The organism is Mycobacterium sp. Panama NTM2, from assembly GCF_054355555.1.
Genome location: NZ_CM135953.1, coordinates 2,201,999 through 2,228,171, shown reverse-complemented (window position 1 = coordinate 2,228,171; position 26,173 = coordinate 2,201,999). Strand labels below are relative to the sequence as shown.

Genomic DNA, 26,173 nt, shown 5'->3' with positions numbered 1-26,173 from the left:
TGCACCAGGTACGCCATCGAGTCGCGTCGTCGCGATCACTGCACCTCGGTGCTGTGGCCGGCGCCGGCCTGGCTGAGAGTCGACTCAGCCAGGCCGAAGCCATCTACCGACCTTCCCAGCGATCGCGGCGGTCACCGCCGGTGACTGGTGCCCGCGCGACATCCGCATCGGTGGCGGGGGCGTGAGCGGCCCCGCCCCCCTGGGACGCCGACCAGTCCGTGCCGACGCAGAGGAGGTCGGACGGCACCGGAATCTCGTTGGGCAGCGGCACCGGCAGACCCGGAATCGACGGGAGATTCAGCGGGGACGGCGCGATGAGATTGGAGACGCCCGTGGCGAGCAGGGGGGTCACCGCATCCGGCACAGGAGGCGCGGAGATCGACACGGCCGCAGGGGCGCCGGGCGCAGGAGCCGGCGGCGGAGGCAGGGCTCCGGCCACCGACGATGCGGCGTCCTGGACCGTGCGCAGCACCCCAGGCGGAGTGAGCAGATCGCGCACCGTCAGCGAGTTACCGGGCGTACCCGGGATCGGAGACGACGGGACACCACTGGTCGCACCCACTGATGCGGGCGGGGTCGGCGGCACCGGCGGTGTGGCGGCACCGGCGGGAACCGTCACAGCAGCACCCGGACCACCCGGCACCGGCGGCGTCACCGCGCCAGCAGGAACCGCCACCGGAGCACCCGGCACACCCGGCACCGGCGGCGTCACCCCACCAGCAGGAACCGCCACAGCACCACCCGGACCACCCGGCACCGGCGGCGTCACCGCGCCGGCGTCACCGAAGACTGGTGCGCCTGGGGCTGCGGGAGTTCCCGGACCGGCCGTACCTGCAGCGGCGGCGACGGGGGTGGCCGGAGCCCCGGGGACACCGGGAGCACCTGCCCCTGCTGCTCCGGCAATCGGAGCTCCCGGCGCACCGGGAACCGGAGGCGTCGCCAAACCAGCCTCACCCACCACCGGAGCACCCGGCACACCCGGAACCGGAGGCGTCGCCAAACCAGCCTCACCCACCACCGGAGCACCCGGCACACCCGGAACCGGAGGCGTCGCCAAACCAGCCTCACCCACCACCGGAGCACCCGGCACACCCGGAACCGGAGGCGTCGCCAAACCAGCCTCACCCACCACCGGAGCACCCGGCACACCCGGAACCGGAGGCGTCGCCAAACCAGCCTCACCCACCACCGGAGCACCCGGCACACCCGGAACCGGAGGCGTCGCCAAACCAGCCTCACCCACCACCGGAGCACCCGGCACACCCGGAACCGGAGGCGTCGCCAAACCAGCCTCACCCACCACCGGAGCACCCGGCACACCCGGAACCGGAGGCGTCGCCAAACCAGCCTCACCCACCACCGGAGCACCCGGCACACCCGGAACCGGAGGCGTCGCCAAACCAGCCTCACCCACCACCGGAGCACCCGGCACACCCGGAACCGGAGGCGTCGCAACTTCTACCGACGAACCCGCCGGCACCGCAGGCACACCCGGCGCAGGAGGCGTCGCAACCTCCACCGACGAACCCGCCGGCACCGCAGGCACACCCGGCGCAGGAGGCGTCGCAACCTCCACCGACGAACCCGCCGGCACCGCAGGCACACCCGGCGCAGGAGGCGTCGCAACCTCCACCGACGAACCCGCCGGCACCGCAGGCACACCCGGCGCAGGAGGCGTCGCAACCTCCACCGACGAACCCGCCGGCACCGCAGGCACACCCGGCGCAGGAGGCGTCGCAACCTCCACCGACGAACCCGCCGGCACCGCAGGCACACCCGGCGCAGGAGGCGTCGCAACCTCCACCGACGAACCCGCCGGCACCGCAGGCACACCCGGCGCAGGAGGCGTCGCAACCTCCACCGACGAACCCGCCGGCACCGCAGGCACACCCGGCGCAGGAGGCGTCGCAACCTCCACCGACGAACCCGCCGGCACCGCAGGCACACCCGGCGCAGGAGGCGTCGCAACCTCCACCGACGAACCCGCCGGCACTGCAGGCGCGGGAGGAGCCGGCGGCGAGAAGGTCTCGATGGAACTGACCGACGGCGTCGCTGGCGTCGGAGGTGCGGGCGGAGAGAAGGTCTCTACCGAACTGGCGACCGGGGTCGCGGGGACACCCGGAGCAGGAGGTGTCGCACCCTCGACCGAGGACCCCACCGGAACCGCAGGCACACCCGGCGCCGGCGGCGCCACAACACCCGACTCACCCACCACCGGAGCTCCCGGCACACCCGGAGCAGGAGGCGTCGCACCCTCAACCGAGGACCCCACCGGAACCGCAGGCACACCCGGCGCCGGCGGCGCCACAACACCCGACTCACCCACCACCGGAGCACCCGGCACACCCGGAGCAGGAGGCGTCGCACCCTCAACCGAGGACCCCACCGGAACCGCAGGCACACCCGGCGCCGGCGGCGCCACAACACCCGACTCACCCACCACCGGAGCACCCGGCACACCCGGAGCAGGAGGCGTCGCACCCTCAACCGAGGACCCCACCGGAACCGCAGGCACACCCGGCGCCGGCGGCGCCACAACACCCGACTCACCCACCACCGGAGCACCCGGCACACCCGGAGCAGGAGGAGCACCAGCGCCCACCGGAGCGCCCAGCGGGGCACCCGGCACACCCGGCGCCGGCGGCGCCACCGCACCCGACTCACCCACAACCGGAGCTCCCGGAACGCCGGGCGCCGGGGGCGCGAAATCGCCTCCGGCAGCGGCGATTGGCGCGCCCGGGGCAGCGCCCCCGGCTGGCGCCACCGCACCACCGGCACCCTCAACCGGCGCACCGACACCCGGTACACCGGCCGGCGCCACCACACCTGCGTCACCAATGACCGGCGCGCCCGGCGCACCCGGAACCGGCGGCGCACCCGCGCCCACCGGACCACCCACCGGCGCACCCGGCACACCCGGAACCGGCGGCGCACCCGCGCCCACCGGACCACCCACCGGTGCACCCGGCACACCCGGAACCGGCGGCAGCACAGCCCCGGCGTCACCGACAATCGGCGCCCCGGGGACCCCTGGCAGCGGCGGGCCCGCGTTGACAACAGGAGTCGCGACGGGTCCGCCCGGCGCCGGCGGTGCGGGCGGCGTCACGCCCGCAGCAGGAGTGACCGCAGCGCCCGGAGGTGCCGGCGGAACAGGAGGTGTTGCTCCTGTGCCCGTCACGGTCACCGGCACTCCGGGAGTCCCCGGCGCGGGCGGCGTGGCACCCGACGACGACGCGGATACCGAAGCCGGCGGACGCGGCGGTGTCGGCGGCAGTCCAGCCGATGCGGAACTGGCTGGCGGAACCACAACGGGAGGAGTGGGCTGACCCGGCCCGGCTGTGAACGACGACGCGGCATCGTGCAGAGCCTGCGGGATGTCAGCGGGGCGACTCGCGATTTGCTGGAGGATGCCCAGGCACTGCACGCCACCCCGGCCGGGGTCCGCGGCGGCAAGCGGCGTCAACAGCGGCGCGCTCAAGAACATCCCCGCGCTGCCCATCATGACAACGACGATGCCCTTCTTGGTCCGTGACATGCGCTCCCAGTCCTTCTGCGTCGTGCTGCAATTCCGATCAGTTACTGGGCTTACTGAACCGACAATTTGGAGAAACGCCGACGCGACAAAAGCTGCGTTATGCAACCGTTGCCAAGGAGAAGCAATCCCGTTGCGGACACATCCGACTGAGCTGCGGTTATGCCATGCCGGCACTGCCGGAAACGCCAACCTCTGAAGGCGCTGTGAGTTTTCGTCCACCACGGGCTGCATGAGCCAGCGCTTCGTGCGCCACCACGCCGACCCTCCTCCGCAAACCCGTCTGCCACCGTTGCGCGAGCGCCTCATCGCATGCGATATCCGCTTCGGCGATGGCTCGCCGCGACGGCACCGAAAAGGTTTTTGCACTTCCGGATTGGCGCGGTCGGTCATGCCAGGCACGCGTTTGCGCCCGCGTTGCTGCGGCTTCCTGGCGCACGTCACACCCGCAAGGGACCATTGGCCCTGTCCCAGCGCTCGAGCACCGCGCAGTCTGGCAGCAGACGAAGTGGAGGTGCGATGACCACGCCGCAAATCGGATGCGAGCTGATCGTCGATGTGTTGCAGGTGGCTTGCCGCGCACCATCACTCCACAACACGCAGCCCTGGCGCTGGACGCTGACCGGAAACACCGTCGACCTGTACCTCGATCCGTCCCGACGCGCCGAGAGTGCCGACAGCAGTGGACGCCAGGCGTTACTCAGTTGCGGCGCCGTGTTGGACCATTTCCGAGTCGCCGTCGCGGCGGCGGGATGGCACGGCGTGGTCACCCGCTTCCCCGATCCGGAGAATTCCCTCCACGTCGCCAGCATCGAGCTCACCCCTGCGCCGGGCGTGAGCCCACAGCAGCGCCACCGTGCCGACGCGATCATGGCGCGTCGCACCGATCGCTTGGCGTTCCTCGCACCTCCCGACGGGGCCGGCGACCTGGTCGACGCATCGATCGCCTCGGAGCATGCCGGCGCAGTTCGGCTCTGCGCTCTCGCTGACGAGCACCGCGCGACGGTGGCCGAGCTCTCCCAGGTCACCGACGTTCTGCGGTTGCACGACGCCGAATATCATGCGGAGTTGGATTGGTGGACAGATCTTTTCGCATCCGATGTCGGCATCCCGGCCACCGCTCTCATTTCGGCGCCGGAGAGTGACCGTGTCGCGGTCGGACGCAACTTCCCCGTCACCAGTCGTCCGGAACGCCGCAAAGACGTCGACGAGGACCACGCACGCATACTCGTCGTGTCCTCCGTCGACGACTCCGCGGAGAGCGTATTGCGTTGCGGTGAAATGCTTTCCGCTGTCCTGCTCGACGCGACGATCTCGGGTCTGGCGACATGCGTCGTGACGCACGTGACCGAACTCACCGGCGGGCGAGACGTCGTGGCGTCACTGATCGGCAATCGCGCGATCCCGCAGGCGTTGATCCGCGTCGGAAGAGCACCTGCTCTCGAGTCACCGCCGCCGCCCACCCCCCGACGAGATGTTCACGACGTGCTGCACATCTGCCCGGAGCCGACGTGAACTCCGAATCCACACCATCGGTCGTGGTGGGTATCGACGGATCCGCCGCCGCGCTGGAGGCCGCTCTGTGGGCCATCGACGAAGCCGAACACCGCGACGTTCCACTGCGCCTCATCTACGTCATCGACGCCGACCCCGACGATCAGCGAGGTCGAGCGCAGCGAATGGCGTGCGCTCAGACGGCCGTGAAAGACGTTGTGAACGCGGTCGAATCGACCGGACGACCAGTTCAGGTCGATGTCAGCATCGTGCACGGACGCCCGGTCGAGACCCTGTTGCGGGCGTCGCGATCAGCGATACTGCTGTGTGTGGGGGCCCGCGGAGTGCGACATGCGACCCAGGGTCGCATCGGCTCGACCGCGGCGGCACTGTCCGCGGCCGCACAGTGTCTGGTCGCGATCGTGCGTTCTCACCGCGCGCATGGGCAGCAGCAACGATCCGTCGTCGTCGAGCTCGCCGACCGCGCAGCGGCGGGCGCCGTGCTCGACAGGGGTTTGGTGGAGGCACAGCGGCGCAACGCGGCGGTGCGGATACTGGCCTCATCGCCGAACACCGCCGACGTTGCAGCGCAGTGGGAGCGTCGCCTCGCCGAATCACGGCGCAGGTACCCGCAACTCGACATCTCGGTGGGTGGCGACTCGGATGCCCTCGGCTACCTGGCGGCCAACGCCGACGATGTCGCGCTGATGGTGACCAGCCGAACCCGCCGGGGAGGCCTGACAGAACTCGTGGGGGCGCCCGGTAACGCCGCTTTACGGGACACCGACTGTTCGATCCTGATCTGCGGTCCGCAGACCGCACTGTGACCATGGAGGGCCGACCGCTGAACGACGACGACGACGACGTCGCGACCAAGGTGAAAGTGTTCCTCGTCGACGACCACGAGGTGGTCCGCCGTGGCCTGATCGAACTGCTCAGCGCGGACGGTGATCTCGACGTGATCGGTGAGGCCGGCTCGGTGTCCGAGGCGTTGGCGCGGATTCCGGCGATGCAGCCCGATGTCGCTGTCCTCGACGTCCGGTTGCCCGACGGCAACGGGATCGAGCTGTGCCGGGACCTGTTGTCCCGCATGCCGGATCTGCGCTGCCTGATGCTGACCTCGTATACCTCCGATGAGGCCATGCTCGACGCGATCCTCGCCGGCGCCAGCGGGTACGTGGTCAAGGACATCAAGGGCATGGAGCTCGCGCGCGCCATCAAGGACGTGGGAGCGGGACGCTCGCTGTTGGACAACCGCGCCGCGGCGGCACTGATGGCGACGGTTCGCGGCGAAGGGCGCGGACACGATCCCCTGTCGAGCCTCACCGATCAAGAGCGGGTCCTGCTCGATCTCCTCGGCGAGGGATTGACCAATCGGCAGATCGCTGCGCGAATGTTCCTGGCCGAGAAGACGATCAAGAACTATGTGTCACGGCTGCTCGCCAAACTCGGGATGGAGCGGCGCACGCAGGCCGCGGTCTTCATCTCCAAACTCGAGCAGCAGCGCGCTCATCCCGGCGACGATCCGCTGGGGTGAGCCGCGGTCAACGGGCGCGCAGCCAGACCGCGGTATCCGGCGGCAGAACCGTCTGCACGTCGGGTGCCGAAGCCAGCATCACCGTCGCCGATCCGGGCAGCGGCACCTCGGTATCGCCGGTGTTGACCCAGCACTGCGCGGCACCGCGTTCGAACGCGATAGTGCCGGTGGGCGTGGCCAGCCACGTGAGATCGCCGGCATCGCACCACAACTGCGCGCGCAGACCAATCGCGCGCCGATACAGGTTCAAGGTGGAATCGGCGTCGCCGTCCTGCGCCTCCACGCTGTGCTCCGCCCAGTGCCCGGGCTGGGGCAACCACGTGACGGCGGCAGGGTCTGCGGCGAAGCCGTAGGGCACATCAGTCGCGTTCCAGGGCAGAGGAATTCGACAGCCGTCGCGACCAACGTCGGTGAATTCGGATTGCACCCACGTCGGATCCTGACGTACCTCGTCGGGCAGATCCTCCACCTCCTCGAGCGCCAGCTCCTCCCCCTGGTAGACATACGCGGTCCCGGGCAGGGCAAGCTGGACAAGCGCTGCGGCACGTGCGCGCCGCCGACCGATCACGTGGTCGGGGTCCTCATCAGCCCAGCGGCCCCGCTCCCAATCGGTCTCGATCAAGTGCCCTGGTTGGGAGCGGGAGAACCGGGTGACGGTGCGGGTGACGTCGTGATTGGACAGCACCCACGTCGGGGGCGCGCCGACCGTGGCGGCGGCACTGATCGCGTCGTCGACGACAGTGCGCAACACCTCGGCACGCCAGGGGGCGCGCAGGAAATCGAACTGGAAAGCGGTGTGCAGTTCGTCTGGTCGCAGGTAGCGGGCCAACCGTTCGTTGCTCGGCACCCACGCCTCGGCGATGAAGATCCGCTCCGGCGTGTAGCGCTGCGCGACTGCCCGCCACCCGCGGTAGATCTCGTGCACGCCGTCCTGATCCCACGCGGGATGGCCGGCGCGCGACTGCACCAGGCTCTGCGCCGCATCGTCGGGATCGGCGGTGTCGGGCAGACCGTCGGCCTTGATCAGCCCGTGCGCCACGTCGATGCGGAAACCGTCCACGCCACGGTCGAACCAGAACGCCAGGATGTCCTCGAACTCGGCCCGCACCTCGGCGTTGTCCCAGTTGAGATCCGGCTGCCCGGGAGCGAACAGATGGAGATACCACTGCCCGTCGGCGAGTCGCGTCCACGCAGGTCCACCGAACACGCTCTGCCAGTTGTTGGGGGGCTGCGCACCGTCGGGTCCACGGCCTGGCCGGAAGTGGTAGCGCTGCCTCGCGCCCGGTTCGTCGGAGACAGCGGCCTGGAACCATGCGTGCTGGTCGGACGTGTGGTTGGGGACGATGTCGAGCAGCACGCGAATGCCCTGATCGTGAGCCTCGGCGATCAATGCCTGTGCATCAGCCAGGGTGCCGTAGGCCGGTTCGATTTCGCGGTAGTCGGCCACGTCGTAGCCCGCGTCGGCCATCGGTGACGGGTACCAGGGGTTGATCCAGATCGCGTCGACACCCAGCTGCGCGAGATAGGGCAAACCGCTCCGCAACCCTGCGACGTCGCCGACGCCATCGCCGTTGCCGTCGGCGAAGCTGCGGATGTAGACCTGGTACACGACGGCGGTCTGCCACCACGAGGACTCGGCGCGGGCCACGGCACTCCTTTACGCACATTCGACGAACGTGCGTCCACGGTAGTGAACACCGACGATGTCGCGACAGCTGAGGCACTTTCGGGGTGGCCGCCGGCTGGTGCCGCGCCGATACGGCCCCACACCACCGGAGTTCCTGTGAACTATGACACACTCGTCGCTGTACCGAATGTGCTGGTCGTGGCCCTCGTGCGCAGGATCTCGGGAACCGCGACGTCATAGGACGAGGACGAGATGAAACGAATTCAGTTCGCCCGCGGGCGACGACGTCGGGCAATCGCGCTGGCAAGCGCACCTCTGCTCGCCGCCACGTTGTTGTCCGGATGCGGCAGTGACGGCGGGCCTCCGACGCTCACGTGGTACATCCTTCCGGACAACGGCGGCTCCGCCGCACGCGCTCAGGAATGCGAGGCCGCCTCGGGCGGCGCCTACCGGGTGCAGATCGAATCGCTGCCCTCGACGGCCACCGCGCAGCGTGAGCAGATGGTGCGCCGCCTGGCCGCCGGAGACACCTCCATCGATCTGGTCAGCATGGATGTCGTGTTCACCGCCGAGTTCGCGAACGCCGGCTTCTTGCGGCCCTACACCGAGCAGGAGGCCCAGCGGCTGACCGCCGGCATGCTGCCCGCCCCGACGAAGACCGGGATGTGGGACGACAAGCTCTACGGCGCACCGTACAAGTCGAACGCCCAGCTGCTGTGGTATCGCAAGTCGGCGGCCGCCGCGGCCGGTGTCGACCCGACGAGTCCCAACTTCACGTGGGACGAGATGATCAAAGCGGCTGTCGGACAACAGAAGAAGGTCGCCGTCCAGGCGCAGCGCTACGAGGGTTACACCGTGTGGATCAATGCGCTGGTGCTCTCGGGCGGAGGTGCGCTGCTGCAGGACGTCGAGGCCGGCCGCGACGCCAAGCCCTCGCTGGCCAGCCCGGCAGGCGAGAAGGCCGCCGAGATCGTCGGCTCCCTCGGGCGCTCCCCCGCCGCACCGACGGATCTGTCCAACGCCTCCGAAGAACAGGCCCGCGCCAACTTCCAATCGGACGAGGGAATGTTCATGGTGAACTGGCCCTACGTCCTCGCCGCGGCGCGTAGCGCGGCCGAAGACGGCACGCTCGCCCAGTCGGTCGTCGACGACATCGGCTGGGCCCGCTACCCCCGGGTGTCGGCCGACAGACCCAGCGCCCCGCCGCTGGGTGGTGCCAACCTCGGCATCGGCGCCTACACCAAGCATCCCGACCAAGCGGTGGCCCTGGTCGAGTGCATCAACGCCGAACCGAAGGCCACCAAGTACATGCTCGACGAAAGCGAACCCTCGCCCTACGCCGCATCGTACGACGACCCGAAGATCCGCGAGGAATACGCGAACGCCGATCTGATCCGCGAATCCATCGGCGACGGCGGTCCCCGACCGCCGACTCCCTTCTACACAGACATTTCGGGCGCGATCCAACAGACATGGCATCCGCCGTCGTCAGTCAACGGCGACACTCCGGAAAGGACAGATGAATTTATGGCTGATGTGCTGGCGGGCAGGCGCCTGCTGTGACGACGCTCCAGGATCCGCCGCTGCAGAAAGAGCCGGGCCAACCGTCGGTCAGCCAGCGCGCCAAGGGTGAACGCCGGCTCGGCCTGTACCTCACGCTGCCCTCCTACATCGTGATGCTCCTCGTCACCGCCTACCCCCTCGGGTACGCACTGGTGTTGTCGCTGTACAACTTCCGGCTCACCGACCCGCAGGGGCGGAGCTTCGTCGGACTGAGCAACTACGGCGTCATCCTCACCGATCCGGTGTGGTGGAACGACTTCGTCACCACGCTGGCGATCACCGTCGTCACCGTGGCGGTCGAATTGGTGCTCGGCTTCTGGTTCGCCTTCGTGATGCTGCGCATCGTGCGCGGGCGCGGACCGCTGCGCACGGCGATCCTCATCCCCTACGGCATCGTCACCGTGGTGTCGGCGTTCATCTGGCGCTACGCGTTCGCCATCGACTCGGGCTTCGTCAACCAATGGCTGAACCTCACCGATTTCGACTGGTTCGGCGATCGCTGGTCCGCCATTTTCGTCATCTGCCTGTCGGAGATCTGGAAGACGACCCCGTTCATCTCGCTGCTGCTGCTCGCCGGGCTGGTGCAGGTGCCCGAGGACATGCAGGAAGCCGCCAAGGTCGACGGTGCGACTGCCTGGCAACGACTATGGAAGGTGACGCTTCCCAACATGAAAGCCGCGATCATGGTCGCGCTGCTGTTCCGCACACTCGACGCGTGGCGCATCTTCGACAACCCCTACGTGATGACGGCGGGCGCCAACAACACCGAGACGATCTCGTTCCTGGCCTACCGGCAGAACGTGACGCTGGTGAACCTCGGTATGGGGTCGGCGGTGTCGGTGCTGTTGTTCCTGTCCGTGGTGGCGATCGCGTGGATCTTCATCAAGGTCTTCAAAACCGACCTGTCGCAAGTCAGGGGTGACCAGTGACCAAGAGCACCAAGTGGTGGACGATCGCCGGGATCGTCATCGTGATCTACAGCTTCGTGCCGATGCTGTGGATGATCAGCCTGGCGTTCAAACCGCCGTCCGACATCGTCTCGGGCAATCCGACGTTCCTGCCCAGTTCGTTCACGCTGGACAATTTCGCGCAGATCTTCAGCAACCAGTTGTTCACGCGGGCGCTGATCAACTCGATCGGCATCGCGGTCGTCGCGACGATCATCTCGGTGATCATCGCCATGTTCGCCGCGTATGCCATTGCGCGCCTGGAGTTCCCGGGTAAGAAGTTGCTGCTGTCCCTTGCGCTGGGCATCGCGATGTTCCCGCAGGCCGCCTTGGTGGGGCCCCTGTTCGACATGTGGCGCGGGCTGGGCATCTACGACACCTGGCTGGGCCTGATCATCCCCTACCTGACGTTCGCGCTGCCGCTGTCCATCTGGACGATGTCGGCGTTCTTCCGCCAGATCCCGTGGGAGATGGAGCATGCCGCGCAGGTCGACGGTGCCACGCAATGGCAGGCGTTTCGGAAGGTGATCGTGCCGCTGGCCGCGCCGGGGGTGTTCACCACCGCGATCCTGACGTTCTTCTTCTGCTGGAACGACTTCCTGTTCGCGATCTCGCTGACGTCGACCGACAGCGCACGCACGGTGCCCGCGGCGCTGGCGTTCTTCCAGGGTGCCTCGTACTTCGAATCGCCGGTCCCCTACATCATGGCCGCGTCGGTGATCGTGACGATCCCCGTCGTCATCCTCGTTCTCATCTTCCAGCGGCGCATCGTCGCCGGCCTGACCTCCGGAGCAGTGAAGGGATAACCCCATGGCAGCAATCACGATGCGCAACATCGTCAAGAAGTACGGCGACGGATATCCGGCCGTCAACGACGTCAGCCTCGACATCGCCGACGGCGAGTTCATGATCCTGGTGGGCCCATCGGGGTGCGGCAAGTCCACCCTGCTGCGGATGATCGTCGGCCTCGAGGACATCTCGTCGGGCGACATGATGATCGGCGACACGCGGGTCAACGACAAGGCGCCACGGGACCGCAACCTGTCGATGGTGTTCCAGAACTACGCGCTCTACCCGCACCTGACGGTGTTCGAGAACATCGCCTTCCCCCTGCGGTTGTCCGGCAAGCTCTCCGACGACGAGATCCGCAATCGGGTCAACGAGGCCGCCAACACGCTGGAACTGGGTGAGCACCTGGAGCGCAAGCCGGCCAATCTGTCGGGTGGTCAGCGGCAGCGCGTCGCGATGGGCCGGGCGATCGTGCGGGAAGCCGACGCGTTCCTGTTCGACGAGCCGCTGTCGAACCTCGATGCGAAGTTGCGCGGTCAGATGCGTTCCGAGATCCTGCGGCTGCAGCGCAAACTCGGCGTCACGACGGTCTATGTGACGCACGACCAGACCGAGGCCATGACTCTCGGTGACCGGGTGGCGGTGCTGAAGAAGGGTGTACTGCAGCAGGTCGCCAGCCCACGGGAGCTCTACGACCAGCCGGTGAATCTCTTCGTCGCCGGCTTCATCGGTTCCCCGCCGATGAACTTCGTGCCCGCGCGGGTTCGAGGCGATCAGCTCGAGTTGCCGTTCGTGACGATCCCGCTGCGTGAGCAGTGGCGCGGCGCGGTCTCCGACGGCACGCTCTACATCGCCGGGATCCGCCCCGGCGCGTTCGAGGACGCCGAGTTCGTCGACGACGACAAGCGCTCCCGCGGGGTCACCTTCGACGTCACCGTGGACATGGTCGAATGGCTGGGCAACGAGCAATACGCCTTCGTGCCGTTCGATGCGACCCCGGAGATCAAGGACCAGCTGTCGGAGTTGGCCAAGGACCTGGACACCGAGCAGTTGCGTACCCAACTGTGTGTGGAACTCGATCCGCTGAGTCGGGTCCGCACCGGGGACAAGGCAACGCTGTGGCTGGACGCCGAGCGGTTGCATCTGTTCGATCCGCAGAGTGGTGAGAACCTCACGCGGTCAAGCCAATCCAGTGGTCGGCACGCGGCGTCCGCCGGCTGAGCCGACGAGTCCACCCGCTCATGGCCGCTCCTGAGCTGCGGCTGCGCGCCGCTCGCGCGGAGCTACTGGCGCTGCCGTGGGAGCGGCCATTGGCCGACTGGGCCGCGCCGCAGATCCCGCTGCGCGAACTGCCGGTCGGACCCAGCCGGCACCTGGTTCGCTTCGTCGAGTGCGACGGTGAGCTGTGGGCGCTCAAGGAGTTGCCCCCACGGATCGCGGGGCGCGAGTACGACGCGTTGCGGGAACTGGAAGACATGGGGCTCAACGCCGTTCGGCCCGCCGGGCTGGTGTTCCAGCCCGATTTCGACACCGCGATCCTGCTGACCCGCTACCTCACCGGATCGTGGCAGTACCGCCGCATGTTCATGCGGCTACCGCCTGACGCCCCCAAACACCGGGCCCGGCTGTTCGACGCGATGGCCACGCTCCTGGTGGAACTGCACCGCCACGGCGTGTTCTGGGGTGACTGTTCACTGGCGAACACGCTGTTCTCCCGTGACGGGCAGGTGCTGCAAGCCTTCCTGGTCGACGCCGAGACCAGCGAGATCCATCCGACTCTGTCGAACGGCCAACGCGCGCAGGACATCGACATCACTGTCGAGAACGTCGCCGCGGGTTTGCTCGACGTCGCCGCGTGGCTGGGTCGACCGGAACTGGAGCCGGGCTTCATCGCCGAGGCGCTGGCGATCCGCGAGCGGTACGAGCAGTTGTGGGAATTGCTCCATGCCGCACCGACATTCGGCTTCGCCGACCGCTACCGGGTGGAAGGCACGATCCGCAAGCTCAACGAGCTCGGCTTCGCCGTCGATGAGGTGTCGCTGCAGCCGGTCACCTCCGGCGCCGACGAGCTGCGCCTGCACGTCGCCGTCGGCGACCGTCGCTACCACGCCACGCAGCTGCAGCGCCTCACCGGCCTGGATGTCGGCGAGGGACAGGCCCGCATCCTGCTCGGTGATCTGCACGCTTATCAGGGGCAGCTGTGCCAGGAAGCCGGCCACGACGTCGACGAGCGCACCGCGGGTCAACTCTGGGTCATGGAGGTGGCCACGCCGACGATGCACCGCGCGCACGCCGCCGTCGGCCGCACCGGCACCCCGATCCAGGCGTACTGCGATCTGCTCGAAGTGCGCTGGCTGCTGTCCGAGCGGGCCGGCCACGACGTCGGCACGGAGCGGGCGTTGCAGGCCTTGGCCGGCAAGGTCGTGCCGTCGGAGTCTGCGGCGCAGTTGGCGGTGGTGGAGGTTCCGACCGAGCCGTTCTCCGTGCTCGACGACGATTAGCTCGTGCGGCCCCAGCGGCTGCATTTGATCCGCAGATATGGTTCAATACACCGAATCTGTCCGCATCTGCGAAGGGGCGAGCCGATGCCGGCGATCCGGATCAAAGAGGCCGCGACCCTCCTCGGTGTCAGCGACGACACGGTACGGCGATGGGTCGACAGCGGTGCGCTGGCGGCAACCACCGACGAGGTCGGGCGCAAGGTCATCGCCGGCGCAGACCTGGCAGCCTTCGCCGTCCGCCACGCCGCACCGCCTCCTGATCCCGTCGGTGTCGCCAGCTCGGCGCGTAACCGCTTCGTCGGGCTGGTGACCAAGGTGACCTCCGACCGGGTGATGAGCGAGGTCCAGCTGCAGTGCGGACCGTTCACGGTGGTGTCTTTGATGAGCACGGAATCGGTCACCCAGCTGGGCCTGGAGCCGGGCGTGGTCGCGGTCGCCGCGGTGAAGGCCACCACGGTGATCGTCGAGACGGCGGGCGATCGATGAGAAAAGCGTTGACGGCCGCGGTGCTCGCGACGGTGGTCGCTGGTTCCGGTTGCTCGTCGCCACCGGAGGGCGCGGGCATCACCGTGTTCGCCGCCGCCTCCCTGACGGCGGTGTTCACCGAACTGGGCACAGAATTCGAGAAGGACCATCCCGGCACCACCGTGACGTTCAACTTCGCCGGCTCGTCTGCTCTGGTGACCCAGCTGACACAGGGAGCCAGAGCCGAGGTGTTCGCCTCCGCCGACACCGCCAACATGACCAAGGCGGTGTCCGCGGGGTTGGTGTCGGGCGAGCCGGTGGACTTCGCGACCAATCAGTTGATCATCGTGACCCCGCCCGGAAATCCCTCCCGGATCGGCTCTTTCGCTGATCTGGCCCGGCCGGGAACGCAGGTGGTGGTGTGCGCGCCGCAGGTCCCCTGCGGCGCGGCCACGCAGCGGCTCGAGCAGATCACCGGCGTGTCGCTGACGCCGGTGAGTGAGGAATCGTCGGTCACCGACGTCCTCGGCAAGGTCACCTCAGGGCAGGCCGACGCGGGTTTGGTGTACACCACCGACGCGCGGTCGGCCGGCGCCGGAGTCGACGCGATCGCCATCCCCGACTCCGCCCGCGCCGTCAACACCTACCCGATCGCCGTTCTGACCACCGCGGAAAACGCCGGCGCGGCACGACAATTCGTCGATCTGGTCACCGGTCCACGTGGCCGCGAGACATTGGCGGCCGCCGGCTTCGCAGCACCGTGACCGCGCGAGCACGGGTCGGGGGCGCGGTGCCCGTGGATCTCCCCGGCTGGATCTATCTCCCGGCTTCGGTGGGCGCCGCGTTCTTGGTCGTCCCGCTGCTGGCGATCGTCACACGGGTCGACTGGGCGCACTTCATCCCCCTGATCACCTCGGACTCCGCCCGCGCAGCATTGCTGTTGAGCATCCAGACTGCCGCGGCCAGCACGGCACTGTGTGTGCTCCTGGGCGCGCCGATGGCTCTCACGCTGGCGCGCAGCCGCCTGCCCGGCCGATCGGTGGTGCGCGCTCTGATCCTGCTGCCGCTGGTGCTGCCACCGGTGGTCGGCGGACTCGCGCTGCTCTACACCTTCGGCAGACAGGGTCTGCTGGGTCATCACCTGGAACTGCTCGGGGTGCAGGTGGCGTTCTCCACCACCGCGGTGGTCCTGGCACAGACCTTCGTCTCGCTGCCGTTCCTGGTCCTCAGTCTCGAGGGCGCGCTTCGCACTGCAGGACAGGGTTACGAACAGGTGGCAGCGACTCTGGGTGCCGGCCCCACCCGGGTGTTACGCACCGTCACGGGGCCGTTGGTGTGGCCCGGTCTGATCTCGGGGGCGGTGCTCGCGTTCGCGCGGTCGCTGGGCGAGTTCGGCGCGACGCTGACGTTCGCGGGGTCTCTGCAGGGAGTCACCCGGACCCTGCCGTTGGAGATCTACCTGCAGCGCGAAACCGATGCCGATGCCGCGGTGGCACTCTCGCTGCTGCTCATCGCCGTCGCGGCGGGGATCGTCGTGGTCACCGCCGGTCGCCCGACGGCAGGGTCCCTGCCGTGAGCGGGGTGCAGGCCCGCATCGTGCTCGCACAGCGCGGGATAGACCTGAACTTCTCGGTCGCCGACGGCGAGGTGGTGGCCGTGCTCGGTCCGAACGGGGCGGGGAAATCCACCCTCCTGCACGCGATCGCCGGCCTCGTGCGGCCGGACAGTGGTCACGTCCGGATCGGCGACGACGTCGTCACCGACGTGCAGGCCGACGCCTTCGTGCCCGCACATCGGCGCGGGGTCGCGCTGTTGGCCCAGCGACCTCTGCTGTTCCCCCATCTGGACGCCGCCGCCAACGTCGCCTACGCGCCGCGCTGTCGCGGCCTGTCCCGCCGGGCCGCGCGCGAACGAGCACGCCACTGGCTCGCCGCCGTCGACGCAGAACCGCTGGCCGAGCGCCGTCCCGCGCAGCTGTCGGGCGGGCAGGCTCAGCGCATCGCGCTGGCCCGCGCCCTGGCCGCCGAACCCCGGGTTTTATTGCTCGACGAGCCGTTCGCGGCCCTCGATGTCGGGGCCGCGGCGGCGCTGCGACGCACGGTCCGCGCTCAACTACGCCTGCACGCCCGCACCGCGCTCATCGTCACCCACGACATCCTCGACGCGTTGGCGCTCGCGGACACGGCGGTGGTCATCGACGGCGGCCACGTCGTCGAACAGGGTCCCGTCCGATCTGTGTTGACCGCTCCTCGCAGCGATTTCGCCGCAGGCATCGCGGGCATGAATCTGGTGTCCGGGGTCGCCGGCGCTGGAGCGCTGCGTACGCCGTGGGGTCTCGAGCTCGCAGGCGTAGGCGAGGTGGAACCCGGTTCGGCTGCGGTCGCCCTGTTCTCGCCGGCCGCGGTCGCCGTGCACACCGAATCGCCACAGGCCAGCCCACGCAACGTCATCCCGACCACCATCGTCGACGTGGTGTTGCGTGGTCACGCAGTGCGCATCCGGGGAGCCGACCTGCCCGACGGCAGCCCCGGGCTGGCCGCCGACGTCACGCCGGCCGCCGTGATGGATCTCGGTCTGGAACCCGGACGGGAGGTCTTCTTCGCCGTGAAAGCGCAGGAGGTCGGGCTACACCCCGCCCCGCATCGCACACCTCCGGCCCCGGCCGGCCGGTGAGGAGTATGCGCTAGCGTCAAATCCCGCGCTCGGCACGTCGACATTTGCTGACAAAGCCCGTCGAGCACGCGATAGTAGGCAGTATGGGAGCGTTGTGGACATGGGCCGCTACTCCCGGCGGGTAATCGCGCTGGTCATCGCGCCGCTGGTGGGGGTTCTCATCCTCACGGCGCTACTCGTCGTGGGAGCCGACCTGCCAGGTGCACGGGTCGCCGACGACCTGATCAATTTGGCGCTGCTGGTGTATGCGGCCGCCTGCGCAGGTCTTGCCGCCCGCTCTGCGTCGGGGCGCCTCCGCCGGGCCTGGAGCCTGATGACCGCAGCCCTGGCGGCGTGGACGCTGGGCGACGCGACCTGGTTCGTCTACGAGGTCATCCTGCGCCAGGAGGTGCCCGTACCCTCGCTCGCCGACGGCTTCTACGTGGTCTTCGCCGCGCTGGCCACTGTCGCGATGACGCAGTTCGTGGCCGAACCGCTGCGGCAATCGCGACTGCGCATCGTGCTCGACAGCATCACGGTGACGCTGTGCCTGTTCCTGTTGGCGTGGATTCTCGTGCTCGACGACGTCTACAGCGCCTACCGGGAGGACCGGGCCGCCATCATCGTGGCGTTCCTCTACCCCGCCGCCGACATCGTGATGCTGACCATCGCGGTGGTGACCCTGATGCGCACGACCGGGGGCCAGCGCGTCGCGATCAGCCTTCTCGCCGCAGCCATCACCGTGATGGCGGTCGCCGACAGCGCCTACGCCGGCATGGTGGCCCAGGACACCTACCGATCCGGTGACCTGATCGATGCCGCGTGGGCGTGGGCCGCGGCTCTGTTCGCGGCGGCGGCGGTGATCAGCCGTGCCGCGCCGTCCGCCCGGGCACCGGGCCTGCCGTCGCCGTCGAAGGCGTCTGTCTGGCTGCCCTTCATCCCGCTGCTGTTGGCCGGAACGATCGGGCCGATGCTCATCATGTCGGGTCTCGAGCGCGTTTTGGTGCCGGCCATCGTGGCGGCGGTGTGCGTGCGCCAGTCCATCGCCGCCTGGGAGAACCGCCGGCTGATAACGGCCGCGGTGGACCACGCGCTTCAGGACCCGCTGACCGGCCTGGCCAACCCGACGATGTTCGGCGAACGGCTGGCCCACGCGATGCTGCTGCGGGCGCGTATCGACCGCTCGGTCGCCGTGCTGGCCCTCGATCTCGATGACTTCCGCTTGATCAACGAGAACCTCGGCCACGACACCGCCGACAGGTTGCTGGTGGACGTGGGCCGGCGACTCACCGCCGCCGTGCGCCCGGGCGACACCGTGGCCCGCATCGCCGGCGACGAGTTCGCGATCCTGCTCGAAGGTCCGTACGACGCGTCCGCCGAGGTGGCCCAGAAGGTCAGCGCCGCATTCGACGTCCCGTTCACCGTGGACGGCCAGGACATCCTGCTGCGCCCCAGCATCGGGGTCACGGTCGCCTCGATGACAGAGCCCGACCTGGTGGCCGACACCGTGCAGAGGCGCGCGGTCATCGCCATGCAGGCGGCCAAGCGCGCGCGTTCGCGTGAGGTGCACACTTTCACTGCCGACATGCTGGCCGCTGACGGTGACTTGGTCGAACAGCTGGCCGAGCGCCGCCAGGGCACGGGCGGCGCCGCGGAACTCCAATTGCTCGGCGAACTGCGCAACGCTATCGACCACAACGGGCTCGGGGTCGTCTACCAGCCCAAGTTCGCCCTGCCGACGGGCGAGATGGTCGGGGTGGAGGCGCTGCTGCGGTGGCCGCATCCCCGGTTGGGCATGCTGTTGCCGGACGCGTTCATCGCCCTCGTCCGGGAGCGCGGACTGATCCAGCGCGTGACCCGGATCGTGGTGGACCTTGCCCTCGACGACGCGGCGCGCTGGCACGCCAACGGGCTGCGCATGCCGATCGCGGTCAACCTGTTCGCCCCCTGTCTGCGCGAGACAGACCTTCCCGAACTCTTCTGCGAAGCGCTGGACGGCCGCGGACTGCCCGCCGACCTGCTGACCGTCGAGATCACCGAAGACGTCGTGCTCAGCGACATGAAAACGGTGACCGCGGTGCTGCGGCGCCTGCGCGCCCACGGCATCCGCGTGGCGATCGACGACTTCGGCAGCGGTTACTCGTCGCTGTCGTACCTGCGTGACCTCCCGATCGACGAGGTGAAGCTCGATCGTCACTTCGTCGCGCCGGTGACCACCGACGCCCGGGCGGCCGCCGTCGTCCGCGCGGTGATCGACCTGACGCACGACCTCGGCATCACCGTGGTCGCCGAGGGCATCGAGGACGAGCAGACCGCGGAGTGGCTGCGCGAACACGCGTGCGACATCGGTCAGGGCTATCTGTTCGGCAGGCCCGTCGGGGCGGCCGCCATCGCTGCCAGGGCCGCATCCGGCACACATGCCTGACCGATGAGCGGGTACTCGCACGCGGTGAGCGCATGCGAAGGAACGGGCCGGTACGTGCCCGACGATCAACCCTCCGCTCAGGCGGCGACCTGTCCGGTCTGCGGGCGGGAGACGCCGGTGGAACCCGAGGAAACCGATGACGGGCTGAGATTCAGCATCGCGCCTCACGACGCGGTCGGCTGAGCCGCCCTTCGTACAACGGCCCGCGGAGCCGGAAAACGAAGTGCTCTCCGTCCCGCAGCGATGGGTCGCCACTGATCGGGTACGCCTGAAGAGATCTTGTCCCCGGAGCGGAGGAGCTCAGTGGTTTCATCCGAAGGCTCGAACGCCAAGCTCTCGCCGGACCGGCAGCGGATCTATGAGTTCCTGAACCAACTCGATGATGTCCAGCGCAGCGGCGGTGGAGAGATCGACGCCGTGTTGCGCGAGGTCAACGTGGCTACCGTGACTGCCGTGCCCGGAGCCCACGCGGCCGGATTGTCCCTGGTCGACGACGATCGACACGTCAGCACCCTCGGGGCGACCAGTGATGACGCCACGTTGCTGGACGAGATCCAGAACGAGCACGGCGAGGGTCCCTGCCTCTCGGCGGCGTGGACCAGCGACACCATCCACGTCGACGACTTGGCCGCAGAGACCCGCTGGCCTCGCTATCAACGCAGCGCGTGCGAACTCTCGCCGGTGCGCTCCATTCTGTCGATCCGGCTGCACAACGACGGCAATCGGCTGGCCGCGCTCAATCTCTACGCGCCCTCCCCCGGCGTCTTCGACGACGAATCGCTCGAGCAAGCGTTGATTTTCGCCGCTCATACCACCGTCACGTGGAACCTGTTGCGCCGTCAGCAACAGTTCCGCAACGCCCTGGCCACCCGCGACCTCATCGGCCAAGCGAAGGGCATCCTGATGGAACGCTTCGCCATCGACGCCGTCCGGGCCTTCGAGTTGCTGCGCCGACTGTCCCAGGAGGGCAACACCAAGCTCGTCGACATCGCGCAGCGGGTGATCGATGCGGGTGTCGGCGAGTCCTGACACCGGCGTCACAACCTCGTGAGCTGCCCTTGAGCTTTTCTAACGGACATTCTCAGACGAATGGGCTTGCAGTTCTGCACTCGCGCCGTATTGTCGTACGTACGTGCTAAACGTGTGATGTCACCGCAGACAGTAGTACAGCCGGAAGCAAACTGGCGCCGCGGTGACGTACCTACCGCAGTAAGCGCATGTCGAGAATCCGGCGTGACCTAATTGGTCCTGTGCCAATCGCTTGCCGGCGGTCCGCAAGACCTGACGCCGGTGTCCTGGGTTCTCAGCTCCCCTGAAGAAGCCAGCGAGTTGTTCCCGGACACCGGACGCGTCCCGTCATGAAGGAAAGGCGTGATTGCTCATGCCTACTCTCGAAAAGACTTTTGCCCCCAGCCGCAAGACGACCGAATCCGGCGGTTATGCCGACGTCGCGGACATGTTCCGAGAATTGGCCCTCCTCGACGAGGGCTCCGCTGTCTACCAACGCCACCGCGAGGCGATCATCGAGCGTTGCCTACCACTGGCCGACCACATCGCCCGCCGATTCCGCGGGCGTGGCGAAACGCACGACGATCTGGTCCAGGTGGCCCGGGTCGGCTTGCTCAATGCGGTGAACCGATTCGATATCGACACGGCTGACGATTTCCTCGCCTTCGCCGTGCCGACGATGATGGGCGAAGTACGCCGCTACTTCCGCGACCACGGGTGGGCGCTGAAGGTTCCGCGTCGACTCAAGGAACTCAACATCCGACTCAAGAACGCGCGGGCGGAATTGACCCACGACCTCAATCGCGCGCCGTCACCCAGCGAGCTGGCCGAGCATCTGGGCCTCGACCGTGAACAGGTCATCGAGGGGCTGATCGCCGCCGACGCGTATTCGACCCGCTCGACCGAGCAGGAGATCACCTCCGACGGCGACGGGTTGACGATGATGGAAACCCTTGGCGGACCAGACCCCAACCTGCAGAAGGTGGTCGACATCAACACGGTGCGCCCGCTCATCGCCGGCCTGCCGGAGCGCGACCGCCTCGTGCTGAAGATGCGGTTCTTCGACAACAAGACGCAGTCGCAGATCGCCGACGAGATCGGCGTCTCCCAGATGCACGTGTCGCGACTGCTCTCGCGCGCATTGTCGAGCATCCGCGAGAAAGCCAGCTGACAGCGGTGACCTGCTGCCGCGAACGCGGCAGCAGGTCACCGATTTCCGTCTCGAATAGGTTGCCGGTCAACCGCTTTCGCGGAAGCCCCGTCAGCGCTTGACCGCGTCGACAGCGTCCTCGAGGGTGGCGTGCAACGTGAACAGTTCGCTCAGCCCGATCAGCCGCATCGGCCTGCTCGTGGCGGGCCCGTCGGCAACGACCATGAATTGTGTTGTGTCGCCGCATCTGTCGTGCGCGTCGACCAGCAGACCCATGCCGACCGAGGCGAGGAAGTCCAGCGCAGCGAGGTCGATGATCATCGCCGACGGCTTCTTCTTCAAAGCGGTGTCGATCTGACGTTCGAGCGTGCCGACGGTCAGCATGTCGAGGTCACCGACGCAGCGGATCACTACGACCGAATCGTGCCAGGAATCGGTGACGATGCACGGAGACGGCGACTGCGCCGGATCCGGCATGGCTGGAATGGACGACATGGCAACTCCCGATCGCTGGTGCTGAAGCGCTGCGTCTCACGGGCTGCTGAATCTGAACCAAAACGATGGGGCGCGTCATGATCAGTGTATACGCGTTCACGCGATTCGGGTGACGGTCACGGGGAGCTGATCGATTGGAGCGCGAACGTGCGGACCCGACCGGCCACCGTGGACCGGCACATCGACATCAGTGGTTCGGAGAGTTCCTCGATCAGCACCACCTCGATGGGCTCCGTCTCCCCGTCGAGTACCACCCGGATCGAGGCGTCTCGATGGTCGACCGACACCGGCGACAGCGCCCGGATGCGCTCGTCACCGAAGGTGGCCCGGGCGAAATGCTGTGCGGCCTGCACCGCGTGCGGTAGCGAGGTGCGGCCGCGCAGGAACCTGTGGTCCAGGGTGCCGGCGTAGTACCGGTCGATGAGACCGGCGGCGTCGGTCTGATCGATGCGGCCGTAGCACAGCCCTTCGGGTAGCACCAACATCGTTGCCGCGAACCGGTCGCCGCCGAGATGCGAACACTCCCAGGTGATCTCCGGGTAGCGGGCGGCAATCGCCGCGACTGCACTGCGGCCGCGTACGGCGCAGCACTGGTCGTGGCGGCCGTGCGCGCACACCACGACGACGGGCTCGGCGCACCGCGTGCCGTCACCACCGTCGAGCGCGAGATCGAGATAACCGCTGGGGTCGGTGACCTCACCTTGGTACAGCTTTTCGGCACCCTCGTCGGAAAAGGCCAGATACCAGCGCCACCGCGGCGGCGAGACACGTCGGCCCGGCTTGCGGATCGCGGCGACTCGCATGCCGGCCGCCTCGAAGCGACGGGCCACGGCGCGGCCGAGTGCGGGGTCGATGATCGACGGCGAGTTCAGGAACGCCGACGGACCCCACCCACCGCTGAGCTCCAACAGCGCCCAGGCGTGGCCCGCGCTCGCCGTTGCGTACATGGGGTCACCGCGCACCAGGGACTGGTCGCTGCACGGCACCCGTTTGGCCGGGGTCATCGGGTCAGGCGACAACGACGATGGCCTCGCGCAGCAACCTGCGCACCAGCACCGTTCCGTCGTGGGCGTCGAGTCCGGGCAGTGTGCTCGCGTCGAGCACTGTCCCGGACATGGCCGCCTCGAGCGCCGGCCGGCAGAACGCGGGGAAAGACATCGTCCGGTCAGGCAATCGCAACCGCACCCGCCCGTCGACCTCGGCGAGTGTGGCCCACAATCCGCGGCGCCATCGCACCGGTGTGGTGTCCGCGGCCTGCGTCGCCTCCAGTGTGGCCAGCGGAGGGACCGCCACCGGTCGGGTGCGGTCGGCGTGCCGACGGGTCAACCGAGTGGCGACTCCGTCGCTGAGTTCCTCGGCGCGATCCCCGACTGTGGCCGTGAGCGCGGCCAGCACCTTGGCCGCCAGCGCGGCCGTCTCGTCGGGGTCGGCAGTGTGCACGCCCATCGGCAGCGAAGCACGGAACTCGGCGCTGTCGGCCAGGGTGTCGATCAGGGCTCTGAGCACGTCGACGCCCGTCGTCGCCGACACCCCGATCGTCAGGTGGATCGATGTGGCGTCCTCGGACACCGCGGAGTGCAGCCAGCCGCGCGGGAGGTACAACGCATCTCCGGCGGTCAGCGTCGTGTCCATCACCGGGGCGTCTTTCACGCGGGCGGCGATGGCCTCGCGGTGATCGGTCCACGGTTGGCTCGGCAGCGGATCTGCGTGGACCGGCTCGTGGACGATCCAGCGTTTGGCCCCGCTGACCTGAAGCACGAACACGTCGTGCACGTCGTAGTGAGCGTCGAAGCCGCGGTTGCCGGGCGGGGTGATGTACGCGTTGGCCTGCACGGCGTGGCCGAGATCGTCCACGGCGTCGCGGACGAAGTCGATCAGCGGCGGCCACAGGCGGTGCAGTCCCTGGAGCACCAGGGTGGCACCGGCCGCGAGCTGCCCGAGTACCCGGGCTGAGTCGACCTGGTCGGGCATCTCGGCGCCGAAACCCGCCGCATCGACGTAGCACTCCCGCGCGAGCAGGGAGCCTTCCTTGGCCATCCGGAGGAACGGCGCGCGTACCCCGCGACTGGTGATGAGCTCGTCGACCGCCGCTGGAGACAGCAGGTCGGTGAAGTCACGGGGTAGCGCGTCGGACCGACTCAGCAGGGGCCGTCGCCCCCAGTACTGCGCCGCGAAGACGTCGGTGTCGACTGCTACGCAGCGAGTCAGCACGCAAACGTCCTAGGCGGTGCCGTCCGCGCCGCCGTCGTGACCGCCGGGGTTCGAGCCGCCGTCGGCCGGACCTTCGCCGCCCGCGGTGCCATCGGCGCCGCCGTCGTGACCACCGGGGTTCGAGCCACCGTCGGCCGGACCTTCGCCGCCCGCGGTGCCATCGGCGCCGCCGTCGTGACCACCGGGATTCGAGCCACCGTCGGCCGGACCCTCGCCACCGGACTCAGTCGTGATGTCGTCGTCATCGAGTGCCATTGTCGTCACCTTTCCGCGCTGCTGCGATCAGCCGCAGCCTACCGCGCGAGGCAGAGGTGCCCGCCCTGATCGGCAGCCAAACACCCGGTTCCGAGACCGGAGATCACAGAGCGCGGCACAGGGGGTAACGATCGGGGCGCGCTGCGCGCAAAGCGCCGCTGGCCCAGTAGGATCGGGCCATCGATCCGACGTGGGATCGCCTGGCCATTCGCCGATATACACACTGGAGAACGCTTGAGGTCTGATCGTCGTGCCCGCATCGCCTGCTTGGCGACCCTCCTCGCGGTCGTCGCGGCCTTGGGCGTCGTCTCGTCGAGCTCGCAGCGCTGCAGTGACGGGTGCCAGGCATTGGCCGCCGGCCGCTCGTCGGCGTTCGCACCGCCCGCTCCCCCGTCGCCGACCGAGCCGGCGCGGCTGATCGTGACGCCGGGCGCCGGCGCCGAGGACGTCAAGCCGGATGCCCGGGTGCTCGTGGCGGCGGTCAGCGGAACGCTCGAGAACGTCACGATGGTCAACGACGCGGATCGCGAGATTCCGGGCGTGCTGACCCCGGATGCGAAGGCGTGGAAGCCGACGGTGCAGCTCGGCTACGGCCGCACGTACACGATGACGATCAGCGGGCACGGGCCCGGCGGCATGCCGACGCGGCAGACGTCCAGCTTCACCACGGTGGAACCGAGTGAGCAGACCTCGGTGTACCTGAACACCGTGGGCTACGCGCCGATCCAGGACGGCGGGACCTACGGGGTCGGGATGGTGATCGTCGCCCACTTCGACGAGAGTGTCGACAAGGCCGCCGCTGAGCGGCAGCTCCGCGTACGCACCGATCCGCCCGTGCAGGGCAGCTGGTACTGGGTGGACGACCAGACCGCGCACTGGCGCCCGCAGCACTATTACGCGCCCGGCACAAAGGTCAGCGTCGAGGCGAACATCTACGGCGACGAGCTCGGCGACGACCTCTACGGCGCCGAGGATCAGAAGGTCGGGTTCGTGATCGGCGACGCGCACGTCTCGATCGCCGACGACACCACCAAACAGGTCAGCGTGTACGACAACGGCAAGCTGGTGCGCACCATGCCGACATCGATGGGGATGGGCGGCACCGAGACCATCGGCGGCAACACGCTGTCGTTCTGGACGCCGCCGGGGGTCTACACGGTGATCGACAAGGCCAACCCGGTGATCATGGACTCCTCGACGTTCGGGCTGCCGGTCAACAGCCGGCTGGGCTACCGCGAGACGATTCCGTGGGCGACGAAGATCAGCTCGGACGGGATCTATCTGCACCAGCTGAATTCGACGGTGTGGGCGCAGGGCAACACCGACACCAGTCACGGCTGCCTGAACCTCAACAGCGACAACGCGCAGTGGTTCTACGAGTTCTCCCGGCCCGGCGACGTGGTCGAGGTGCGCCACACCGGCGGGCCGCCGCTGAAGCTCGAGCAGAACGGCGACTGGACGCTGCCGTGGTCCGAGTGGATGAAAGGCAGCGCGCTCGAGCAGTAGCGGCGACCCGCCGCGG

General features: G+C 68.5%; 24 protein-coding genes. 18 read left to right on the top strand and 6 right to left on the bottom strand.

The window, feature by feature from the left end:
- Nucleotides 1-103 precede the first annotated feature (103 nt).
- Nucleotides 104-733 (bottom strand): hypothetical protein, encoded by a 630-nt coding sequence (locus ACXYX3_RS10670; protein WP_458611662.1) that lies wholly within the window; start codon nt 731-733, stop codon nt 104-106.
- A gap of 118 nt (nt 734-851) precedes the next feature.
- On the opposite strand from ACXYX3_RS10670, the gene ACXYX3_RS10665 reads away from it, so the two are divergent.
- The 4 genes from ACXYX3_RS10665 to ACXYX3_RS10650 all read left to right on the top strand — a co-directional run bounded on the left by ACXYX3_RS10665 (nt 852) and on the right by ACXYX3_RS10650 (nt 6,563).
- The gene (locus ACXYX3_RS10665) at nt 852-3,326 is read left to right on the top strand and encodes a hypothetical protein (protein ID WP_458611661.1); all 2,475 of its coding nucleotides are present in this window, start codon (nt 852-854) and stop codon (nt 3,324-3,326) included.
- Between the two features lie 725 nt (nt 3,327-4,051).
- Entirely contained in the window at nt 4,052-5,047 is a 996-nt protein-coding gene (locus ACXYX3_RS10660) for an Acg family FMN-binding oxidoreductase (protein WP_458611660.1), read from the top strand.
- Complete coding sequence (locus tag ACXYX3_RS10655; protein ID WP_458611659.1) at nt 5,044-5,853, top strand: universal stress protein; 810 nt, start codon at nt 5,044-5,046, stop codon at nt 5,851-5,853. The genes ACXYX3_RS10660 and ACXYX3_RS10655 overlap by 4 nt, the downstream gene beginning before the upstream one ends.
- Nucleotides 5,854-5,855: 2 nt before the next feature.
- A complete protein-coding gene (locus ACXYX3_RS10650) occupies nt 5,856-6,563 on the top strand; it encodes a response regulator (protein WP_458611658.1) in 708 nt (235 codons plus the stop codon).
- Between the two features lie 7 nt (nt 6,564-6,570).
- Here the strand turns inward: ACXYX3_RS10650 and ACXYX3_RS10645 are convergent, their stop codons facing one another.
- Nucleotides 6,571-8,211: a glycoside hydrolase family 13 protein gene (locus tag ACXYX3_RS10645; protein ID WP_458611657.1), complete on the bottom strand. Its 1,641-nt coding sequence runs from the start codon at nt 8,209-8,211 to the stop codon at nt 6,571-6,573.
- Between the two features lie 231 nt (nt 8,212-8,442).
- Between ACXYX3_RS10645 and ACXYX3_RS10640 the strand changes: the two genes are divergently transcribed.
- From ACXYX3_RS10640 to ACXYX3_RS10580, 13 genes are all read left to right on the top strand, one after another.
- A complete protein-coding gene (locus tag ACXYX3_RS10640; protein WP_458611656.1) occupies nt 8,443-9,753 on the top strand; it encodes an extracellular solute-binding protein in 1,311 nt (436 codons plus the stop codon).
- Nucleotides 9,750-10,682, top strand: a complete 933-nt coding sequence (locus ACXYX3_RS10635) for a carbohydrate ABC transporter permease (RefSeq protein ID WP_458611655.1) — start codon at nt 9,750-9,752, stop codon at nt 10,680-10,682. Before ACXYX3_RS10640 ends, ACXYX3_RS10635 begins: the two co-directional genes overlap by 4 nt.
- Nucleotides 10,679-11,506, top strand: a complete 828-nt coding sequence (locus ACXYX3_RS10630; protein ID WP_458611654.1) for a carbohydrate ABC transporter permease — start codon at nt 10,679-10,681, stop codon at nt 11,504-11,506. The genes ACXYX3_RS10635 and ACXYX3_RS10630 overlap by 4 nt, the downstream gene beginning before the upstream one ends.
- 4 nt (nt 11,507-11,510) lie before the next feature.
- Nucleotides 11,511-12,710 (top strand): ABC transporter ATP-binding protein, encoded by a 1,200-nt coding sequence (locus tag ACXYX3_RS10625; RefSeq protein ID WP_458611653.1) that lies wholly within the window; start codon nt 11,511-11,513, stop codon nt 12,708-12,710.
- Between the two features lie 20 nt (nt 12,711-12,730).
- Complete coding sequence (locus tag ACXYX3_RS10620; RefSeq protein ID WP_241207702.1) at nt 12,731-13,990, top strand: DUF4032 domain-containing protein; 1,260 nt, start codon at nt 12,731-12,733, stop codon at nt 13,988-13,990.
- 84 nt (nt 13,991-14,074) lie between these two features.
- Nucleotides 14,075-14,476, top strand: coding sequence for a TOBE domain-containing protein (locus ACXYX3_RS10615; RefSeq protein WP_458611652.1), 402 nt, complete (start codon nt 14,075-14,077; stop codon nt 14,474-14,476).
- Nucleotides 14,473-15,219, top strand: a complete 747-nt coding sequence (modA, locus tag ACXYX3_RS10610) for a molybdate ABC transporter substrate-binding protein (RefSeq protein ID WP_458611651.1) — start codon at nt 14,473-14,475, stop codon at nt 15,217-15,219. Before ACXYX3_RS10615 ends, modA begins: the two co-directional genes overlap by 4 nt.
- Nucleotides 15,216-16,031, top strand: coding sequence for an ABC transporter permease (locus ACXYX3_RS10605; protein WP_241207705.1), 816 nt, complete (start codon nt 15,216-15,218; stop codon nt 16,029-16,031). The genes modA and ACXYX3_RS10605 overlap by 4 nt, the downstream gene beginning before the upstream one ends.
- Nucleotides 16,028-17,128, top strand: a complete 1,101-nt coding sequence (locus ACXYX3_RS10600; protein ID WP_458611650.1) for a sulfate/molybdate ABC transporter ATP-binding protein — start codon at nt 16,028-16,030, stop codon at nt 17,126-17,128. The genes ACXYX3_RS10605 and ACXYX3_RS10600 overlap by 4 nt, the downstream gene beginning before the upstream one ends.
- A gap of 100 nt (nt 17,129-17,228) precedes the next feature.
- Complete coding sequence (locus ACXYX3_RS10595; protein WP_458611649.1) at nt 17,229-19,532, top strand: putative bifunctional diguanylate cyclase/phosphodiesterase; 2,304 nt, start codon at nt 17,229-17,231, stop codon at nt 19,530-19,532.
- Nucleotides 19,533-19,535: 3 nt separating this feature from the next.
- Nucleotides 19,536-19,715, top strand: a complete 180-nt coding sequence (locus ACXYX3_RS10590) for a hypothetical protein (protein ID WP_458611648.1) — start codon at nt 19,536-19,538, stop codon at nt 19,713-19,715.
- A 120-nt stretch (nt 19,716-19,835) separates the two neighbouring features.
- Entirely contained in the window at nt 19,836-20,561 is a 726-nt protein-coding gene (locus tag ACXYX3_RS10585; protein WP_458611647.1) for a GAF and ANTAR domain-containing protein, read from the top strand.
- 352 nt (nt 20,562-20,913) lie between these two features.
- Entirely contained in the window at nt 20,914-21,711 is a 798-nt protein-coding gene (locus ACXYX3_RS10580) for a SigB/SigF/SigG family RNA polymerase sigma factor (protein WP_458611646.1), read from the top strand.
- A gap of 90 nt (nt 21,712-21,801) precedes the next feature.
- On the opposite strand, the gene ACXYX3_RS10575 is transcribed toward ACXYX3_RS10580, so the two are convergent.
- From ACXYX3_RS10575 to ACXYX3_RS10560, 4 genes are all read right to left on the bottom strand, one after another.
- Nucleotides 21,802-22,185, bottom strand: coding sequence for an STAS domain-containing protein (locus ACXYX3_RS10575; protein WP_458611645.1), 384 nt, complete (start codon nt 22,183-22,185; stop codon nt 21,802-21,804).
- Nucleotides 22,186-22,301: 116 nt separating this feature from the next.
- On the bottom strand, nt 22,302-23,189 hold the full coding sequence (locus ACXYX3_RS10570; protein WP_458611644.1) for a sucrase ferredoxin: 888 nt from the start codon (nt 23,187-23,189) through the stop codon (nt 22,302-22,304).
- Nucleotides 23,190-23,193: 4 nt separating this feature from the next.
- Nucleotides 23,194-24,396, bottom strand: a complete 1,203-nt coding sequence (locus ACXYX3_RS10565; RefSeq protein ID WP_458611643.1) for a cupin domain-containing protein — start codon at nt 24,394-24,396, stop codon at nt 23,194-23,196.
- A 9-nt stretch (nt 24,397-24,405) separates the two neighbouring features.
- Nucleotides 24,406-24,651 carry a hypothetical protein gene (locus ACXYX3_RS10560; RefSeq protein ID WP_048423115.1) on the bottom strand — a complete coding sequence of 82 codons (246 nt, stop codon included), beginning with the start codon at nt 24,649-24,651 and terminating at the stop codon, nt 24,406-24,408.
- 258 nt (nt 24,652-24,909) lie between these two features.
- Here ACXYX3_RS10560 and ACXYX3_RS10555 point away from each other — a divergent pair, with 258 nt between their 5' ends.
- Nucleotides 24,910-26,157: a L,D-transpeptidase gene (locus ACXYX3_RS10555; RefSeq protein ID WP_458612041.1), complete on the top strand. Its 1,248-nt coding sequence runs from the start codon at nt 24,910-24,912 to the stop codon at nt 26,155-26,157.
- Nucleotides 26,158-26,173: the final 16 nt, after the last annotated feature.